General features: G+C 70.6%; 16 protein-coding genes and 1 pseudogene. 12 read left to right on the top strand and 5 right to left on the bottom strand.

The window, feature by feature from the left end:
• Window positions 1-5: 5 nt before the first annotated feature.
• Genes A3CQ_RS0126015 through A3CQ_RS0126005 form a run of 3 tightly spaced genes read left to right on the top strand, consistent with a single transcriptional unit; the run spans window position 6 to window position 3170 of the window.
• Window positions 6-1361, top strand: a complete 1356-nt coding sequence (locus A3CQ_RS0126015) for a dipeptidase (RefSeq protein WP_020513883.1) — start codon at window positions 6-8, stop codon at window positions 1359-1361.
• The gene (locus tag A3CQ_RS0126010; protein ID WP_020513882.1) at window positions 1342-2634 is read left to right on the top strand and encodes a threonine/serine exporter family protein; all 1293 of its coding nucleotides are present in this window, start codon (window positions 1342-1344) and stop codon (window positions 2632-2634) included. Before A3CQ_RS0126015 ends, A3CQ_RS0126010 begins: the two co-directional genes overlap by 20 nt.
• Window positions 2635-2642: 8 nt before the next feature.
• Window positions 2643-3170, top strand: coding sequence for a GNAT family N-acetyltransferase (locus A3CQ_RS0126005; RefSeq protein ID WP_026206203.1), 528 nt, complete (start codon window positions 2643-2645; stop codon window positions 3168-3170).
• A 1-nt stretch (window position 3171) separates the two neighbouring features.
• Here the strand turns inward: A3CQ_RS0126005 and A3CQ_RS0126000 are convergent, their stop codons facing one another.
• Entirely contained in the window at window positions 3172-3435 is a 264-nt protein-coding gene (locus A3CQ_RS0126000) for a class I SAM-dependent methyltransferase (protein ID WP_020513880.1), read from the bottom strand.
• Window positions 3436-3598: 163 nt separating this feature from the next.
• Here A3CQ_RS0126000 and A3CQ_RS0125995 point away from each other — a divergent pair, with 163 nt between their 5' ends.
• The 3 genes from A3CQ_RS0125995 to pstS all read left to right on the top strand — a co-directional run bounded on the left by A3CQ_RS0125995 (window position 3599) and on the right by pstS (window position 6434).
• Entirely contained in the window at window positions 3599-3967 is a 369-nt protein-coding gene (locus A3CQ_RS0125995) for a hypothetical protein (RefSeq protein ID WP_245577332.1), read from the top strand.
• 89 nt (window positions 3968-4056) lie between these two features.
• Window positions 4057-5367 carry a GlnX family signal transduction membrane protein gene (locus A3CQ_RS0125990; protein WP_157296312.1) on the top strand — a complete coding sequence of 437 codons (1311 nt, stop codon included), beginning with the start codon at window positions 4057-4059 and terminating at the stop codon, window positions 5365-5367.
• Window positions 5364-6434, top strand: coding sequence for a phosphate ABC transporter substrate-binding protein PstS (gene pstS / locus A3CQ_RS0125985; RefSeq protein WP_245577331.1), 1071 nt, complete (start codon window positions 5364-5366; stop codon window positions 6432-6434). The genes A3CQ_RS0125990 and pstS overlap by 4 nt, the downstream gene beginning before the upstream one ends.
• Before the next feature lie 212 nt (window positions 6435-6646).
• Here the strand turns inward: pstS and A3CQ_RS63720 are convergent, their stop codons facing one another.
• Window positions 6647-7414 (bottom strand): helix-hairpin-helix domain-containing protein, encoded by a 768-nt coding sequence (locus tag A3CQ_RS63720; RefSeq protein ID WP_026206201.1) that lies wholly within the window; start codon window positions 7412-7414, stop codon window positions 6647-6649.
• A gap of 283 nt (window positions 7415-7697) precedes the next feature.
• On the opposite strand from A3CQ_RS63720, the gene A3CQ_RS63000 reads away from it, so the two are divergent.
• Window positions 7698-8735 carry a DUF4352 domain-containing protein gene (locus A3CQ_RS63000; protein WP_020513876.1) on the top strand — a complete coding sequence of 346 codons (1038 nt, stop codon included), beginning with the start codon at window positions 7698-7700 and terminating at the stop codon, window positions 8733-8735.
• 50 nt (window positions 8736-8785) lie between these two features.
• Here the strand turns inward: A3CQ_RS63000 and A3CQ_RS0125970 are convergent, their stop codons facing one another.
• Together A3CQ_RS0125970 and A3CQ_RS0125965 are read right to left on the bottom strand one after the other, a co-directional pair.
• Window positions 8786-9058 (bottom strand): GlsB/YeaQ/YmgE family stress response membrane protein, encoded by a 273-nt coding sequence (locus A3CQ_RS0125970; RefSeq protein WP_020513875.1) that lies wholly within the window; start codon window positions 9056-9058, stop codon window positions 8786-8788.
• A gap of 15 nt (window positions 9059-9073) precedes the next feature.
• Window positions 9074-9451: a YccF domain-containing protein gene (locus A3CQ_RS0125965; protein WP_051115353.1), complete on the bottom strand. Its 378-nt coding sequence runs from the start codon at window positions 9449-9451 to the stop codon at window positions 9074-9076.
• A 134-nt stretch (window positions 9452-9585) separates the two neighbouring features.
• On the opposite strand from A3CQ_RS0125965, the gene A3CQ_RS0125960 reads away from it, so the two are divergent.
• The 4 genes from A3CQ_RS0125960 to A3CQ_RS0125945 all read left to right on the top strand — a co-directional run bounded on the left by A3CQ_RS0125960 (window position 9586) and on the right by A3CQ_RS0125945 (window position 16151).
• Complete coding sequence (locus A3CQ_RS0125960; RefSeq protein WP_020513873.1) at window positions 9586-13692, top strand: bifunctional nitrate reductase/sulfite reductase flavoprotein subunit alpha; 4107 nt, start codon at window positions 9586-9588, stop codon at window positions 13690-13692.
• Between the two features lie 22 nt (window positions 13693-13714).
• The gene (locus tag A3CQ_RS0125955) at window positions 13715-15001 is read left to right on the top strand and encodes an MFS transporter (RefSeq protein WP_211216684.1); all 1287 of its coding nucleotides are present in this window, start codon (window positions 13715-13717) and stop codon (window positions 14999-15001) included.
• 3 nt (window positions 15002-15004) lie between these two features.
• Window positions 15005-15535: an AAA family ATPase gene (locus tag A3CQ_RS0125950; RefSeq protein WP_020513871.1), complete on the top strand. Its 531-nt coding sequence runs from the start codon at window positions 15005-15007 to the stop codon at window positions 15533-15535.
• A 61-nt stretch (window positions 15536-15596) separates the two neighbouring features.
• Window positions 15597-16151, top strand: coding sequence for a hypothetical protein (locus A3CQ_RS0125945; RefSeq protein WP_157296310.1), 555 nt, complete (start codon window positions 15597-15599; stop codon window positions 16149-16151).
• Between the two features lie 72 nt (window positions 16152-16223).
• On the opposite strand, the pseudogene A3CQ_RS64250 reads toward A3CQ_RS0125945, so the two are convergent.
• Window positions 16224-16346 (bottom strand): annotated as a pseudogene (locus A3CQ_RS64250) (metal ABC transporter permease); the annotation flags it as partial.
• Between the two features lie 608 nt (window positions 16347-16954).
• On the opposite strand from A3CQ_RS64250, the gene A3CQ_RS0125940 reads away from it, so the two are divergent.
• Window positions 16955-18361 (top strand): glycoside hydrolase family 10 protein, encoded by a 1407-nt coding sequence (locus A3CQ_RS0125940; RefSeq protein WP_020513869.1) that lies wholly within the window; start codon window positions 16955-16957, stop codon window positions 18359-18361.
• The last annotated feature ends 31 nt before the right edge of the window (window positions 18362-18392 follow it).

The raw sequence follows: 18392 nt of genomic DNA, 5'->3' as shown, positions 1-18392 counted from the left end.
ACGCTGTGGTCGACGACGAGGTGATCCGCGGCCGGATCAAGACACTGATGCCGAAGGCGCGCGACGACCTGGCCGCCATGGTGGCGTACAAGTCCGTCCACGACGCCGCCCAGTTCCCGCCGAGCGAGTGCGAGGGCATGGTCGACTGGCTGCTCGGCACGTTCCGCGAGCTCGGCTTCGCCGACGTCCGGGCGTACGAGACACCGGACGGCAGCAAGGCGGTCTGCGGGGAGCGCAAGGGTCCCGAGGGCGCGCCCACCGTCCTGCTCTACTTCCACCACGACGTGCAGCCGCCGCTCGACGACTCCGCCTGGAACACGCCGGTCTGGGAGCTCACCGAGGTCGACGGCCGCTGGTACGGCCGCGGCGCCGCCGACTGCAAGGGCAACATCGTCACCCACCTGACCGCGCTGCGGGCGCTCGGTGACGACCTGCCGGTCACCGTGAAGATCGTCGGGGAGGGCTCGGAGGAGCAGGGGACCGGCGGGCTCGAGGCGTTCGTGCCCACCCACGCCGACCTGCTGCGTGCCGACGCGATCCTGGTCTGCGACGCCGGCAACTTCGCGGTCGGGGTCCCCGCGGTCACCAGCACCCTGCGCGGCCTCGCGAACGTCGTGGTCAGCGTCGACACGATGGCCGGCCCGATGCACTCCGGCATGTTCGGCGGCGCCGCACCGGACGCGCTCGCCGCCCTCATCCACATGCTCTCGACGCTGCGCGACGAGCAGGGCAACACGACCGTCCACGGGCTCGACGCGACGCAGACCTGGCCCGGCGCCGACTACCCGCCCGACCAGTTCCGCGAGGACGCGAGCGTGCTGGCCGGGGTGCACCTGCTCGGCAACGGCCGGGTGGCCGACATGGTCTGGGCCCGGCCCGCGGTGACCGTGCTCGGCATCGACGTCCCGCCCGTCGTCGGCTCGTCGGCCGCCATCCAGCCGCACGCCCGCGCCCGGATCAACCTGCGCGTGCCGCCCGGCATGAACGCCAGGCGGGCACAGGACGCGCTGATCGCCCACCTCGCCCAGGCCGCGCCGTGGGGCGCCAAGGTCAGCATCGAGCGCGAGGCCGACGGCGAGCCGTTCTCCGGCTCGACCAGCGGAGCCGCCTACGACACCCTGACCGATGCCATGCAGCAGGCGTACGCCCGGAAGGCCCTCGTCGAGGGGCAGGGCGGGTCGATCCCGCTGTGCAACGTCTTCCAGGACACCTTCCCCGACGCCGAGATCATGCTGATCGGGGTGGAGGAGCCGCGCTGCCTCATCCACGCGCCGAACGAGAGCGTCGACCCGTCCGAGATCGAACACATGGCGCTGGTGGAGGCGCTGTTCCTGCGGAACTATGCAAGAAACCGGCGCTGAGCACACCGGCGTCGCCTCGAGCCCCGACGAGCGATCCCTGCTGCGGTTCCTGCTGTTTCTCGGCAGCGGAATGACCGCGGCGGGGGAGGCGGTCAACGAGATCCAGGATCACCTGATGGAGGTGGCCGCGGCCTACGGCGCCCCGAGCGCGCGGGTCGCGGTGCTCCCGACGTACCTGGAAATCGCTCTTGAACCGGGACGCGCGGCAACGCTGGAACCCACCCGCCAGCTCCGCGGCGCTCTTCGCCTGGACCAGACCGCCGCGCTGTACAAGCTGCTGCGCGAGGCGAAGACCGGCAAGCTGCCGCCCGAGGAGGGCAGCAAGCGGGTGCTCGAGATCGTCGAGATGCGCCCACGGTTCGGCCGGCTGGTGACCATCGCCGGGCACGCCGTGCTGACCGCGGGCATCTGCCTGGTGCTCCAGCCGACCTGGGGAGATCTGGTTCTCGCGGCGCTGTTCGGGCTGCTGGTGGGCGGGCTCAAACTGGTCGGTGGCAAGTGGCCGAGCCTCCAGCTGATCATGCCGGTGCTGGTGGCCTTCATCGTGGCCACGACGACGTTCCTGCTGGCCGGGCCGGGCTGGGCGGACGCCGACCTGCGCGCCATGATCGCGCCGCTGGTCACCTTCCTGCCCGGCGCGGCCCTGACCATGTCGGTGGTCGAGCTCTCCGCCGGCGAGATGATCACCGGGGCGAGCCGGCTGGTGTCCGGGACGCTGCAGCTGCTGCTGCTCGCCTTCGGCATCACCGCGGCGACGCAGGTGGTGAACCTGCCCGCCGCCGACCAGCTGATCGACAGCCCGCAGAACCTGATCGGCTGGTGGGCGCCGTGGCTGGGCGTGCTCGTGGTCGGCGTCGGCACGTACCTCTACTACTCGGCGCCGCATCGCTCGCTGCCGTGGCTGCTGGTCGTGCTGGCCGCCGCGTGGATCGGCCAATTCGTCGGCAATCAGATCTTCGGCGGCTATCTGAGTGGATTCTTCGGGGCCCTCGCGATGACCCCGGTCGCCTATTTCGTCGAGCGGCGGCCGTCCGGCCCACCGGCACTGGTGTCATTTCTCCCGGCATTCTGGCTTTTGGTGCCGGGCGCCCTGGGGCTGATCGGCGTCACCGAATACGTCGACAAAGACGCCCTGGCCGCGGCCACGGACCTTTTCGGCACGGTGTGGTCGATGATCGCGATCGCTCTCGGCGTGCTCTGTGGTTACCCGCTGTATCGGTCGCTGGCGCGGACGCTCGGCTGGATCCGGCCGATCCTGGGCCCGCTGGCATGATCGGAACGGTGGAGATCCGACTGCGCCCGCTGGAGTTCGAGGACTGGCCGGCGGTGCACGAGTGGGCGCGGCTGATCGACTCCTGCCGCTACCAGGCGTGGGGTCCGAACACCGAGGCCGAGACCCAGGCGTACGTCCGGGAGGCCGCGCGGCTGTGGCACCAGAAGCCGCAGACGAGCTTCCCGCACGCGGTGATCGCCGACGGCGAGGTGACCGGGGTCGGCGACCTCCACCTGCGCGGCGGCGAGCAGGGCGAGATCGGGTACGGGATCCACCCGCGCGCGTGGGGCCGGGGCCTGGCCACGGCCGTCGCGCGGGAGCTGCTGCGGATCGCGTTCGAGGAGCACGGGCTGCACCGCGTCTACGCCACCTGCGACCCGCGCAACGTCGCCTCCGCGCGGGTCCTCGTCAAGATCGGCATGAGCCACGAGGGCCGGATGCGCGAAAACGTCCTGATCCGCGACGGCTGGCGCGACTCCGACCTCTACGCGATCCTCGCCCACGAGTGGTCGCCCACCACCACGCCGGGCGGGTAGCTCACAGCCGGGGCGGGTCGATTTCCGCGTACGGGTGGCGGAGGGTCAGCTCCGGCTCGCTGAGAGCCCGGGTCATCCGATCGGCGTACCGCTGCGCGATCGTGATGCTGTCGAGGGCGATGATCCGTCGTCCGCCCGGCGTGATCGTCCCGCCGGGGCGTAGCCGCTCCCGTATGTCCCGCATCGCGGCCAGATGGTCGTCCAGCAGGTTCAGCACGAACGCCGACAGGTCGGCCTCGGCAACAGGTTCGGCTTCGATCGTCATGATCGCGACTCCCGGTCAGGTGCTTGGTACCGCGCCATTCTCGCGACTGCCGAGCGGCGTTCTTCCCATCTTCGTGCAAGACTCCCCGGTAAGGAGGACGACTCAGTTTTCCCGTGGAATGAAAGGACACACCTCCTTCCCGGAGGATGATTCGCGTCGTAGGGTGGGCCGGCGGCTTAACGCACGGGTAACGAAGGGTGATCCGATGGGCGCCTCTGTACTGGAAGTGCGGACGAGCGCCGACGGGAGCGTGGTGATCGCTCCGCACGGCATCGTCGGCCTGGACAAGGCGGTCGAGCTTCGGCAGGTTCTTGTGCACACGGTTCGCCGCGTGCGGCCGTTGCGGCTGATCCTCGATCTGAGCGATGTCCCGGAGCTGGACCCGATCAATGTCGGCTCGGTGGCGGCCGCATGCGACCTCGGTGATGATCTTCAGGTGGCTGTGTTCGTGCACAACCCGTTGCCGCTGCTGGCCGAGCAGCTCACCGCGGCCGGAGTCCCGCACCAGAGACTTCGCAATTCCATGTCCTGATTCTGAACGGTGAATGGCCACCGGGTTAACGCCCGGGAATGGGATCTCCCGCCGATTCCGCAATTGCTCGCGTGCATTACCGTGACGTCGTGCCCGCCGTTATCGAGGCCACGCGAACAATGGCTCGCCGGGCTGTCCGGCCCGAGACCCCCGCCCGACTGCGCCTCTGGGTCGCCGTCACGATTCTCACCGCCACCCTGCTGCTCGCCGGCCTGAGTCTGCTGATGGCCCGCGTCCAGGACCAGGTGCGGATCATCGGGGACGAGGCAGCGCCGCAGGCCGCCACCGCCGCCGACCTCTACTTCGCGCTCAGCGACATGGATGCCCAGGTCGCCCGCATGGTGCTCACCGCCGGGGACGACGCGCTGGCCGGCAGCCAGATCGACGCCCTCGGCACGTACCAGGAGCGCAGCCGTCAGGTCGACGCCGACCTGCAGAAATCGCTGACAACCTCGACGACCGAGGCCGACCGGGCCGCGGTCCTGACGCTGCTCGATCACCTCGCCGTCTATCGCGAGCGGGTCTGGCAGACGCTCACCGCCGGCGATGCCGCCCCCGGCTACTACACGCAGGCGACCAACACGCTGCATCTCGACCTTCTCCCGGCCGCGCAGGCCCTGCGCGACGCGAGCGAGCAACGGCTCTCCGACGCGTACGCGGGAAAGAGAGTGACCCAGGTCCTGGCCGTCACCGTCGCGATCGTGCTCGGCGGCGCCCTGCTGGTGCTGTTGATCGCGTTGCAGGTGTGGCTGGCCCGGCGCTTCCGGCGGGTCCTCAACCCGGCGCTGCTCGGGGCGACGGTGCTGACGGTCGGGCTGGTCCTCCCGGCGATCGCGGTGCTGGTGCTGCAGGGGCAGCGGCTGGGGGAGGCGCGCGACGACAGCCTCACGCCGTTCCTGCGGCTGTCGCAGGCGCGTGCGGTCAGCTACGACGCGGCCGCCGACACCAGCCGGTACCTGATCAGCTCGCGGCTGGCCTACTACGACGACGACTTCAAGAAGAAGTCTGCCTGCTTGTCCGGAACTGATTGCGAGACGGCACTGCCGGTCGTGGCCGGTGGGCCCGACGTGAGCCCGTTCGAGTCCGATCAGGTGGTCAGCCGGTGGCAGGCCTACGCCCGTGATCACCAGAAGATCGTCGCGCTCGCGGCGGCCGGGAAGAACGACGAGGCGATCGGCGCGCTGACCGGAATCAAGCGGGGCGACGCGGCCTTCGACTTCACCTACTACGACGCCGCGGTCGGGGAGATCGCCGCGGCCCGGAAGGCGGATTTCGATCGGGCGATGGACGACGTGTCGACGCTGATGACCGGGTGGGCGGTCATCCCGCTGGTCGCGATGGGGCTGGTGATCGTGCTGGTGCCGGTGGCGGTGCGCAAGCGGTTCGCGGAGTACCGATGAGCCGGGGTGAGGGAGTCGTGAAGCTTCGGGTGGCCGGGGTGGCGCTGCTGCTGGCGGCGGGTGCGGGCGCCTGTGACGCCGCGCCGTCCGTGACGAGCGAGCCGATCTCGTGCGACAAGGGCTCGGTGGCGGGGCAGGGGTCGTCGGCCCAGGCCAACGCCGTCAGCGCGTGGATCAAGGACTACCAGGTGAGCTGCGCGGACGCGACCGTCGCCTACTCGAGCATCGGGTCGGGGGCGGGGATCGCGGCGTTCGCGGCGGGGACCGGGGATTTCGCCGGAAGCGACTCGCCGGTGTCCGCTGCCGATCAGCCTAAGGTCGCGGCGCGGTGCAAGGGGGCCGCGGTGCACCTGCCGATGGTGGTGGGGCCGATCGCGCTGGCCTACAACGTCGCCGGGGTCGACACGCTGCGGCTGGCGCCGGACACGATCGCGCAGATCTTCAGTGGACGGATCACGGTCTGGAACGATGCCGCGGTGCGCCGGGACAATCCGGGGGTTTCGCTGCCGGCCACGCCGATCCGGACGGTCCACCGCGCCGACAATTCCGGCACCACCGACAACTTCGCGAAATTTCTGGCGACGACCGCCGCGGGCGATTGGTCGTATGGATCGGGCAGCGCCTGGAAGGCCCCCGGCGGCGTCGCCGCCAAGGGCAGCAACCGGGTCGTGTCCACCATCGAACAGTCCGACGGCGCGATCGGGTACGTCGAGGCGTCCTACGCGCGCTTCCACAACCTGCCGACCGCGAGCGTCGGCACCGGCAACGGCACCTTCACCCCGCTGACCGACGAGGCCGCCGGCCGCATGATCTCCAGCGCCCGCGTCACCGGCACCGGCGGCGACCTCCAGCTGGCGATCGACTACAAGGCGGCGTCCGGGGATGCCTACCCCATCGTCCTGGTGACCTACGAGATCGTCTGCAAGAGTGGCGCGCCGTCGTTGGTCAAGAGCTTCCTGACGTACGCCTCGAGCCCCGCGGGTCAGGAGGCGGCAAGCCGGCTCGGCTACGCGCCACTGCCGGAGTCGCTCCGGGCCAAGGTGGCCGAGGCGGTCGCCGCGCTGTGAGCCGCGGAGGCTCGGAGAAGGCCATCATTCCCCGATAAATCACTCTTTCGAGGACGATCGAAACACGAAAGAAGTCCGCCCGGGCTGCCGCCGCTTTCGGGGCAGCCCGGGTCGCGCGCGCGTGGATTCCGCAGCGCTGCTTCGGGTGGTCGCGCCGTTCTGTTTCGTGCCCGGCCCGGGTGGTCGTGCCCGGCCCGGGTGGTCGCGGTGGGTCAGTTGGTGGCGCCGGCCAGTTCCTTGGCCCGCTCCGGCCAGCTTGCGATGCCCGCGGTGGCTCGCACCCCGGACGCGGTGAGGGCGGCGCGCAGGGCCGTCTCGTCGGAGTCGGCCAGCTGCTGGTAGGTGGTGATCCCGGCGGTGGCGAGGGCGGCGGCCGCCTTCGGGCCGATGCCGGCGATCTTCGTGAGGTTGTCGCCCTTGGTCGCGACGACCGCGGCGGGGGCGGCAGCGGCCGGCTCGGAGGCGGCGACCGCGGCCGCGACGGGCTCGGGCTGTGCGATCGGCTCCGGCTCGGCCACGGCTACGGGCTGCGCCACCGGCTCGGGCTCGGCGATCGGCTCGGCCACGGCTATGGGCTCCGGCTCGGCTGCGATCGGCTCGGCTACGGCGACGGGCTCCGGCTCGGCGGCTGCCGGCTCGGTTGCGATCGGCTCGGCCACGGCCACCGGCTCGGTCGCGACGGGATCGGGCTCTGCGACCGGCTCGGCTGCTACCGGGGTGGGCTCGGCGCTCGGCTCCACCTCGGACTTCGGCTCGGCGTCGGCGACCGTGACGGACTCGGGGTCTGCCGCCGCGTGGGCGTCGGTGGCAGGCTCGGCCACGACCGCCACGGGCTCGGCCTCGGTGGCCGTTTCCGGGGTGTCGGGGGAGGGGGAAGTAGCGTCGGCGGTCTGCGGGGAGCCGGTGCGGAGGCCCCGGAGGAACCAGCCGGCGACGGCGCCGACGACCAGGCCGGCGATCAGCGAAAGAATTGAAGCCATAGAGGGCCTCCGGACAATGAGAGCTGCGGATGTAGCGCGCAGCTTCGCACATGCCTTTGTCCGCACATCATGAGGGTGCCCACGATGGTGGGTGAAAGGTTGCGCGCGCGGGGGCAATGACTTTAGGTGCATCGGTGCTGACTGTTTGTCGGCAAGCGCGGGCCGGACGACGGACTCCGCCGGAACGATGATCGTCGTTGGGTGGTGACGCGGGCGTCTCACTGGGGGGCTGGTGCCGCCCGCGCCGCCCGGCCACCGCACCGGCCCGCATGGAGTCCACCCCATGTCGCACGAGCCGAACCACCGTGGGCCCTATGGACAGCAGCCATACGGCCAGCCGCGCCAGAACAGCTACGAGCAGCCGCCGCCCGACGCGCCCTATCCGCCGGCGGACCCCTACGGCGACCCCGAGCCTTACGGCGACCGCCAGCCCTACGGCGGATCCCAGCCCCATGGCGGCGGCCAGCCGAACGGTGGCGCGCAGCCGTACGGCGGCGGCGCCCAGCCCTACGGCGACCCCCAGCCCTACGGTGGATCCCAGCCCTACGGCGGCACCCAGCCGAACGGTGGCGCGCAGCCCTACGGCGGTGGTGCGCAGCCCTACGGCGGTGGCGCGCAGCCCAACGGTGGCGCGCAGCCCTACAACAGCGGCGTCCAGCCCAACGGCGGCGCGCAGCATTACGGCGGAGCCCAGGCCTACGCCGGCGCCCAGCCTCACGCCGAACCGCAGCCCCAGGGCGCTCCGCCGCCGGCGTATCCGGGTCGGCCCCAGGCCCCGAAGAGCAGGCCCAAATGGCCGTGGATCCTCGGCGGAATTCTGCTGGTCGCGGCTCTCGGCTGCGCCGGCGTGTTCGCGTTCGTGGTCTGGGGCGCCGACAACGTCGTGACCGGGCTCGACGACAACGCCAACGGGCGCAACGCCGCTACCGGCAAGATGAACGTTCCGATCAAGGACGGCACGTTCGAGTTCACCGTTTCCGGCATGCAGTGCGGGCTCGACCACGTCGGCGACGGGGAGGGGAAGCCGGCGCAGGGGCAGTTCTGCCTCATCGACATCTCGGTGAAGAACGTCGGGAAGAAGGCCGAGATCTTCTCCGACATCTCACAGACCGCGTACGACAACTCCGGCGACCAGTACTCGGCCGACTCCACCGCGGGGGTCTACGCCAACCAGCAGCAATCGACCTTCCTGCAGCAGATCAACCCCGGTGACACCGTACGCGGGAAACTGGTTTTCGATGTGCCGGTGAGCGCGAGCCTGAAGTCGATCGTGCTGCACGAGACGATGTTCTCGACGGGGGTGCGCATTCCGCTGGCTTGATGAATGGGGAGGCCCCGGGCGTACGGGAAAGTCCCGGGGCCTTCGATGAATCAGGAGCGACGGCGGCCGCTCAGCGCGGCCGACGCCAGGTAGACGCCGCCGGCGGCGAGGGCGATCTGCAGGATCAGCTCGATCCAGTCGACGCCGCTGGTTTTCGCGACGCCGAGGGCGGCGGCGATGAACGTGCCGACCAGCGCGGCCACGATGCCGATCAGCAGCGTCAGCCAGAAGCCGATGTTCTGCTTGCCGGGGAGCACCAGGCGGCCCAGCGCGCCGATGATGAGGCCGACGATGATGGCCGTGAAGATGCCGGAGATTTCCATTGGGGGGTCCTCCCGCTAGTCGAGGTCGACGATTTCCCGGCCCAGCGGCCAGAACGCCACCGGGACCAGCTTGAAGTTGGCGATGCCGAACGGGATGCCGATGATCGTCACGCACTGGGCGATGCCGGTCACGAGGTGGGTCAGGGCCAGCCACCAGCCGGCCACGATCACCCACAGGATGTTGCCGATGCCGGAGGCGACGCCCGCACCGGGCCTGCTCACCACCGTGCGGCCGAACGGCCAGAGCGAGTAGACCGCCAGGCGCAGCGAGGCTATGCCGAACGGGATGGTCACGATGAGCACGAAGCAGATCAGGGCGGCGAAACCGTACGCGATCGCCAGCAGGAAGCCGCTGCCGAAGATGAACCACAGAACGTTCAGAATCAACCTCACGTGGTAAGCATGAACCCTGCGCGCCAGAGCGATCACAATCGGCGCGCGGCGAAGGTGAGAGTCGAGTAACCCCTCGCGCACAAAAGGTTGACGGTGGCGAAACGGCGCGCCCGTAGCTTCTGTGCGTGGGGAACATGGTGGCCGCGCAGGTCAGGACCGTCTGTGGGTACTGCGGCGTGGGCTGCGGCATGGTGCTCGACATCGAGCGGCGGCCGGACGGGCGCCGCGTCGCGGTCAAGGCGCGCGGTGACCGGGATCATCCGGCCAACGCGGGACGCCTGTGCACCAAGGGCGCGACCAGCGCGGAGATGCTCTCGGCGCCGGGACGGCTGGGCACCGCGCTGCTCCGGACCGAGCGCGAGGGGGCTCCGGAGCCGGTGGGGGTCGCCGAGGCGGTTTCGCTCACGGCTCGCCGGCTTCGCACAATCATCGACGAGTACGGCCCGGACGCCGTGGCCCTGTATGTGTCGGGGCAGATGACGCTGGAGGCGCAGTACCTCGCGAACAAGCTGGCGAAGGGGTTCATCGGGACCAACCAGATCGAGTCGAACTCGCGGCTGTGCATGGCGAGCGCGGGCACCGGATACAAGCTGTCGCTGGGCGCGGACGGGCCGCCCGGCTCCTACGACGACCTCGACCACGCCGACCTGTTCTTCGTCATCGGGGCGAACATGGCCGACTGCCACCCGATCCTGTTCCTGCGAATGATGGAGCGGATCAAGGCGGGCGCGAAGCTGATCGTCGTCGACCCCCGGCGCAGCGCGACGGCGGACAAGGCCGACCTGTTCCTGCCGATCCGGCCGGGGACCGATCTGGCCCTGCTGAACGGTCTGCTGCACCTGCTGGTGGCGAACGGGGACATCTCGCCCGCGTTCATCGAGTCGTACACCTCGGGCTGGGAAGGGATGGTTCCGTTCCTCGAGGACTATCCGCCGGAGCGGGTCGCTTCGCTGACCGGGCTGGCCGAGCAGGACATCAGGACGGCCGCGGAGTGGATCGGGGCGGCCGGCGACTGGGTGACGCTGTGGACGATGGGGCTCAACCAGAGCACGCACGGCACCTGGAACACGAACGCGGTCTGCAACCTGCACCTGGCGACCGGGGCGATCTGCCGCACCGGCAGCGGGCCGCTGTCGCTGACCGGGCAGCCGAACGCGATGGGCGGCCGGGAGATGGGCTACATGGGCCCGGGGCTGCCGGGGCAGCGGTCGGTGCTGGTGCCGGCCGACCGCGAGTTCGTGGAGAACGCCTGGGGGCTGCCGGAAGGAACCCTGCGCAGCGAGGTCGGCAAGGGCACGGTCGAGATGTTCGAGCGGATGGCGGCGGGCGAGATCAAGGCCTGCTGGATCATCTGCACGAACCCGGTCGCGTCCGTCGGCAACCGGCGCACGGTGATCGCCGGGCTCGAGGCGGCCGAGCTGGTCATCACCCAGGACGCCTTCGCCGAGACCGAGACCAACGCGTACGCGGACATCGTGCTGCCGGCGGCGATGTGGTCCGAGGTCGACGGCGTCATGATCAACTCGGAGCGGAACCTGACGCTGGTGCACCCGGCCGTCGACCCGCCGGGGGAGGCTTTGCCGGACTGGAAGCTGATCGCCCTGGTCGCCTCGAAGATGGGGTACGGGGAGCAGTTCGCGTACTCGTCGGCGGAGGAGATCCTCGAGGAGATCAAGCAGTTCTGGAACCCGCAGACGGGGTACGACCTGCGCGGGGTCACCTATGCGCGGCTGGCGGAGGGGCCGGTGCAGTGGCCGTATCCGCCGTCCGCCGGCTCGGGGCGCAACCCGATCCGCTACCGCAATGACGGGGTCAGCCAGGCGCTGCGGGTTCTTGAAGACGGCACGCGCCCGGCGCTGACCTTCGCCACCTCCGACGGGCGGGCGGTGTTTCATCCGCGGCCGTTCCTGTCGGCCGCCGAGTTGCCGGACGACGACTTCCCTTTTGTGCTCAACACCGGGCGGGTCCAGCACCAGTGGCACACGCTCACCAAGACCGGCAAGGTGGACAAGCTGAACCGGCTCAACCCGGGGCCGTTCGTCGAGATCAACCCGGGGGACGCGGCGCGGCTGGGGATCGCGGCCGGGGTGCCGGTGGAGATCGCGTCGCGGCGGGGGCGGGCCGTGCTGCCGGCGGTGGTGACCGATCGGGTGCGGGAGGGGAACTGCTTCGCGCCGTTCCACTGGAACGATCTCTTCGGGGAGTACGTGTCGGTCAACGCGGTGACGAACGACGCCGTCGACCCGCTCTCGTTCCAGCCGGAGCTCAAGGTGTGCGCCGTCGCGCTGACGCCGGCCGCGGTGGCGCCGGCCGCGGTGGCGCCGGCCGCTGTACCGCCGGCCGCTGTACCGCCGGCCGCGGTACCGCCGGCCGCGGTGGCGCCGGCCGCGGTGCGGGCGGACGCACGGCCGGTGGACGCACGGCCGCCGCGGGAGGCGTCGGCTCACGTCGGGGTCGACGTGCTGCGCCAGGCGCTGGGGCTGCCGGTGGCTCCGGTGCTCGACGAGGCGCAGAAGCACTACCTTTCCGGGTTCCTCAGCGCGGTCAGTGTGCTGGCGGGAGCCGCGTCGGCGCCGCCCGTGTTGCCGGCCGGGGCGCCGTTCGATCACTCCGCGACCGCTTGGGTGAATGGCTTGCTTGCGGGGACTTTTTCCCCCGTACGGGAAAAGGTTGTGGGTCGTGGTTTGCAGGTTTTGTGGGCCTCGCAGACCGGGAACGCCGAGGAATTCGCGCGGGCGGTGGGGAAGCGGCTGGCGGATGCGGGGCGGCCGGCGTCGCTGCGGGGCATGGATGCGTCGGCGGTGGAGCTGCTCGAGGCCGATGCGGATCTGCTGATCGTGACCAGCACGTTCGGGGACGGGGAGGCGCCGGACAACGGGACCGGGTTCTGGGAGTCGCTCACCGGTTCGGACGCGCCGCGGCTCGATGGGCGGCGATTTGCGGTGCTGGCGCTCGGCGACTCGAACTATGACGACTTCTGCGGGCACGGTCGGCGGTTGGACGACCGGCTCGCGGAGCTCGGGGCGGTGCGGCTGGCGCCCCGGGTCGACTGCGAGCCGGACTTCGAGGACGACGCCCACCAGTGGCTCGAGCAGGTGGTCGTGGCGCTCACTGCTCCGGTGGCCGCGCCTTCCCCGCAGCCAACCCGGGCGGCGCCGCTGACCGCCGTGCTGGTGAGGAACGAGCTGCTCAGCGGGGCGGGGTCGGCCAAGGAGGTGCGGCAGTTCACCTTCGACACGGGCGGGCGGCTGGAGTACGCGGCGGGGGATGCGCTGGGGGTCTGGCCATCTAACTCGCCCGCTCTCGTAAAGGAATGGCTGACAGCTACCGGGCTGCGGCCCGATCAGACGGTGACGCTCGACAAGCTCGGCTCGCGGGAACTGCGGGACGCGCTCCACCGTGACCTGGACATCACCCGGATCACGCCGGACCTGCTGCGGTTTCTCGTCGAGCGGACCGGGGACCCGTTCCTCAAGACGCTGCTGCGGCCGGACAACAAGGGGGAGCTGGCCAAGTGGACGTGGGGGCGGCAGGCGGTCGACCTGATCGCCGAGTATCCGGTGCGGGCGGCCGCGGAAGAGTGGGCCGGCGCCCTCAAGCGGTTGCAGCCCCGGCTTTACTCGATCTCGTCGACGCCGCTGACCGATCCGGCGCTGGTGAGCCTGACCGTGTCGGTGGTGCGCTTCGAGAATCATCGCGGGGTGTCACGGCGGGGCGTGTGCTCGACCTTCCTGGCGGACTCGGCCGACGAGGTGCCGGTGTTCGTGCAGAAGTCGCCGCACTTCCGGCCGCCGGCCGACCCGGCCACGCCCATGATCATGGTGGGGCCGGGGACCGGGGTCGCGCCGTTCGTCGGCTTCCTGCGCGAGCGGCAGGCGCGCGGGGCGGCCGGGCCGAACTGGCTGTTCTTCGGTGAGCAACGGCGGGAGACGGACTTCTACTACGCGTCCGAGCTGGCCGCTCTGCAGACGGCCGGGGTGCTCTCCCGGCTCGACCTGGCGTTCTCCCGGGACCAGCGCAGCAAGGTGTACGTGCAGGACCGGATGCGGGAGCACGGGGCGCAGCTCTGGTCGTGGCTGCGGGACGGCGCCCACTTCTATGTGTGCGGCGACGCCAGCCGGATGGCCCGGGACGTCGACCAGGCACTGCGCGACATCGCGGCAACCCACGGGCGGGTCGACCCGGATGAGTACGTGAAGCAGCTGTCGGCCGAGAAGCGGTACGCCCGCGACGTCTACTGACGCTTCCTGGCAGGCTCGGGGCGTGGCTGACCGGCGGCGGTGGGCCGTCCTGGCGGCGGGGATGGCGGCCATGGCGGCGAGTTGTGCTGTCCAATTCGGACTGCCGTTCCTCATTCCGGCCCTGCGTGCCGGCGGGCTGACCCTCACGCAGGCCGGGCTCCTCAGCTCGGCGCCGGTGGCGGGACTGCTGGTCACGCTGGTCGCGTGGGGCGCGGCGGCCGACCGGTGGGGTGAGCGGCTGGTGCTGACGATCGGTCTCGGTGTGGCCGGATCGGTCGTGCTGGCCGCGGCTTTCGTCTCTTCGGCGCCGGCGCTAGCGGTGTGTTTCTTTCTGGCCGGGGCCTTCGGCGGGTCGGTAAACGCATCCAGCGGGCGGCTGATTCTCGGCTGGTTCGCCGCGCACGAGCGGGGACTGGCGATGGGGCTGCGGCAGACAGCGCTGCCGCTCGGGGTGGCGGTGGCGGCGCTGACGCTGCCGGGCATGGCGCTGGCCGGCGGGCTGGGGGTCTTGGGCGCGCTCTGTTTGCTGGCGGCCGTCCTGGTGGTCGTCATCGTCCGCGACCCGCCGTCGGAGGCCGCCGGGACCGGGCCGGCGGTGCGCGAGCCGTCGTCGGAAGCGGCAGGGACTGGGCCGGACGTGCGTGACCCGCTGTCGGAAGGCGCGGTGACCGGGCCGGCGGTGCGCGAGCCGCCGTCAGAAGGCGCGGCAACCGGGCCGCCCGGGCGCGCGGGAGCGGGCGGGCCCGGCGGTGGCTCGCCGTATCGTGGGACGGCTATCTGGCGGATCCACGCGGCGAGTGCGCTTCTGGTCGTTCCGCAGGCTACGGTGGGGACGTTCGCGCTGGTGTTCCTGGTCGACGTCCATGGGTGGGCGCCCGCCGGGGCCGGCCGGTTGCTCGCGATCGGGCAGATCGGCGGTGGGCTGGCGCGGATCGTGGCCGGCTGGTGGTCCGACCGGGCCGGCGCCCGGCTGAGGCCGATGCGGCAGGTCGCGCTGGCGATCGCGGCGGTCGTGGCCCTGCTCGCGGTGAGCACCGGGTCCGTGGCGCTGGTCGCGCTGCTGGCGGCGGGAGTCCTGACGGTCAGCCCAAACGGGCTCGCCTACACCGCAGTGGCCGAGCTCGCGGGGCGTGGCTGGGCCGGGCGGGCGCTCGGCATTCAGAACACGGCGCAGAACCTGGTCGCCATCGCCACCATTCCTGCCATCGCCACCGTCGTCGCGGGGGCCGGGTATGGCGCGGCCTTCGCGGTCACCATCGCGTTCCCGCTGGCCGCGGCCGCGATCATTCCCGTCGAGAAGGGTCGATGAACCATGCGCGCGTACATCATCACCGGCACGCCGGGTGCCGGGAAGACGGCCATCCTGCGCCAGCTCGAGGCGAACGGGCACGCCGTCGTCGAGGAGGCGGCGACCGACGTCATCGCGCTCGGGCAGGCGCTCGGCGACCCTCGGCCGTGGGAGCGGGACGGCTTCCTGGAACGGGTCCTGGATCTGCAGCTGCGGCGGCGGCAGGCTGCCGATGAAGCCTTCCAGGAAGGGGTCGTCTTCTTCGACCGTTCGCCCGTCTGCACCCTCGCCCTCGGCCGCTACTCATCCCGTCCTACCCCGGAAGGGCTCCTTACCAGTATCGCCGGTTATCGGAGGACGGCCTTCCTCGTACGCAATCTGGGGTTTGTGGAACCGACGGCCGCGCGCCGGATCACGCTGCCGGAGTCGCTCAGGTTCGAGCGAATTCATGAGGAGACCTACCTCGAGCTCGGCTTCGAGCTGGTCGACATTCCGAAGGCGCCTTTACCAGAAAGGGTGGCACTGATCGAGGAGGCCATCAGGGTAAGGCCGTAGGGGGACTGACCGGGACTTCACCGATGCCTTCTCGGGTGCGGCGATTCCTAGGCTCAGGAACATGAGATCGATGGCCTTCGCCGCGCCGCTGTTCATGCTGGCCTACGGCGTCCTGCGGTGGATCGACGGGTTGGACGGGCACCGCAAGGGCGGGCCCGCCTGGGACCTCGGCCACCTTGCGTTCCTCGCCTCGATGGTGACGTTCGTGCTGCTCGCCGTCGCCCTGTACCGCCGGGCCACGCTCGGGAAGCCGACCGCCGTGGTGGCCGCGTCGGTCGCCGTCTTCGGTTCCGGCTGCATGATCTGGGTGATCCTCGGCGACCTCAGCTCGTCCTTCGCCGACAGGTGGCCGCTGCCCGACGCGCTGCAGACGGCCGGGCCGATCGCCTTCGTCCTCGGCATGATCGGCCTGCTCAGCCTGCAGGTGGCGGCGGGACGGCTGCCGGTGTGGAGCCCGATGCTGTTCTTCGTGGGGTACACGGCGATCAGCATCAACCTCGACCTGCTGCCACTGGCGGCGGCGCTTCTGCTGGGTGCGCTGGCACCGCTCGGCCGCCCGGCCGCACGCGGCGCCACGCCGGCGCGGCGAGCAGGATCGACGTCGCGGACAGCGTGATCGCGGCGCCGGCGGCACGCCCGTCGCGGCCGAGGTGCTCTGACCTGGCGCCGGCTCAGCGGCCAGGCCGACGGCGACAACCGCCCCGGATACCGCGCCGCCCAGGTAGATGTTGACCCCGAGGATCGCGGCGGCGACCACTCCCGGGACTGACGCGTGGGTCAGCGCCATCGCGAAGAAGGACAGCCGCCGCAGAACGACCTGGATTCAGGCCAGACCGCCCAGGGACGCCGACGAGCCCGGCCTCGAGCCACCAGATCATCGCGACCACTGGCCGTGCGAGCGGAAAGCAGGCGCCGCACGCGGTGCGGGGGAGGAAGCACTGCGGGCCGTGCGCGATGACCAGCCGCGCCGCGGTGGACGGGACGATCAGCAGCGCGACCACGAAGACGGTGCCGGCCGGTGAGGACGACGAACCGCGGCCGGCTGCGGTCAATGCGGCGGCGAGGACGGCGGCGACTGCCCCGAGGCGAATGCTCCGGAACGACAACCGTTACCAACTAGCTGGTCCTATCGCCATGTGGGCGATCACTGAAACGGTTCATTTATGATTATCAACGATGTAAGCGGCTGCATTCCGAAACTTCCGGAACTAGGGTCGCCGAGATAAGCCCGTCGAAGCAACGATATATCCGGACAGAACGGTGACCTAATCGCCCACCGCGATCATCATCTGCACAAGCCGGGTGTTGAGATTTCCGGAACCGGCCGTTAATGTTTCGATCGATCCGGATCACTTTCTGCTGTATCGGTTAAGGCCCGTCCCCCTTGGCCCGTCCTCCATGCAATGGCCGGAAGGAATCATGAACCGTTCCCCTCGGCGGCGCGTCCTCGCCGCCACCCTCTCCGCCACCGCCGCGGTCCTCGCCGCGGCCGGCACGGTGCTCATCACCGCGGGCAGTGCCGATGCGGCCACCACGCTCGGCGCCTCGGCGGCCGCCACCGGCCGCTACTTCGGCACCGCCGTCGCCGCCTACAAGCTGAGCGACTCCGTCTACTCCACGATCCTCGACCGCGAGTTCAACATGGTCACGCCGGAGAACGAGATGAAGTGGGACGCCACCGAGCCGTCCCAGAACTCGTTCTCCTACTCCAGCGCCGACCAGATCGTCAGCCACGCCCAGTCGCACAACATGCGCATCCGCGGGCACGCCCTCGCCTGGCACTCGCAGCAGCCGGGCTGGGTGCAGAGCCTCTCGGGCACCGCCCTGCGCAACGCGATGCTCAACCACATCACCAACGTCGCCACCCACTACAAGGGCAAGATCTACTCGTGGGACGTGGTGAACGAGGCGTTCGCCGACGGCACCTCCGGCGCCCGCCGCTCCTCCAACCTGCAGAACACCGGCAACGACTGGATCGAGGCCGCGTTCAAGGCCGCGCGGGCCGCCGACCCGGCCGCCAAGCTCTGCTACAACGACTACAACACCGACGGCGTCAACGCGAAGTCGACCGCCGTCTACAACATGGTCAAGGACTTCAAGGCCCGCGGCGTGCCGATCGACTGCGTCGGCTTCCAGTCGCACATCAACTCGGCGTCGCCGGTGCCCAGTGACTACCAGGCCAACCTGCAGCGCTTCGCGGACCTCGGCGTCGACGTGCAGATCACCGAGCTCGACATCGCCGGCTCGGGGACCGCACAGGCCAACACGTACGCGACCGTCGTGCGCGCCTGCCTGGCCGTGGCCCGCTGCAACGGCCTCACCGTCTGGGGCATCCGCGACTCGGACTCGTGGCGCTCGGGCGACACCCCGCTGCTGTTCGACAACAACGGCAACAAGAAGGCCGCGTACACGTCGGCTTTGGATGCCTTGAACGCCGGGCAGCCGACGACGCCTCCGACCACGCCGCCGACGACCACGCCGACCACGCCGCCCACCACACCACCCACCACGCCGCCGACGACCCCGCCCACGGGCGCCGGTTGCAGCGCCACGGTCTCCCTCAACCAGTGGACCGGCGGTTTCGTGGCGACGATCCGGGTGACCGCCGGATCGGCGGCAATCAACGGCTGGACGGCCGGGCTGACCCTGCCCAGCGGTGCCGCGGTGACGAACACGTGGAACGCCACGGCCAGCGGCAGCAGCGGCGCGGTGAGCTTCACCAACGTCAGCTACAACGGCAAGGTCAACGCCGGCCAGTACACGGAGTTCGGCTTCCAGGGCACCGGCGTCGGCCCATCCGGCACGCCGACCTGCACGGCTAGATAGAGCAAGCTGCCCGCTGAGACAAAAGAGAGCA

This window comes from Paractinoplanes globisporus DSM 43857 (genome assembly GCF_000379645.1).
GTDB classification, from domain to species: Bacteria; Actinomycetota; Actinomycetes; order Mycobacteriales; family Micromonosporaceae; genus Actinoplanes; species Actinoplanes globisporus.
The sequence above is the reverse complement of the archived record's forward strand: the minus strand, read 5'-3'. Positions and strand labels throughout refer to the sequence as shown.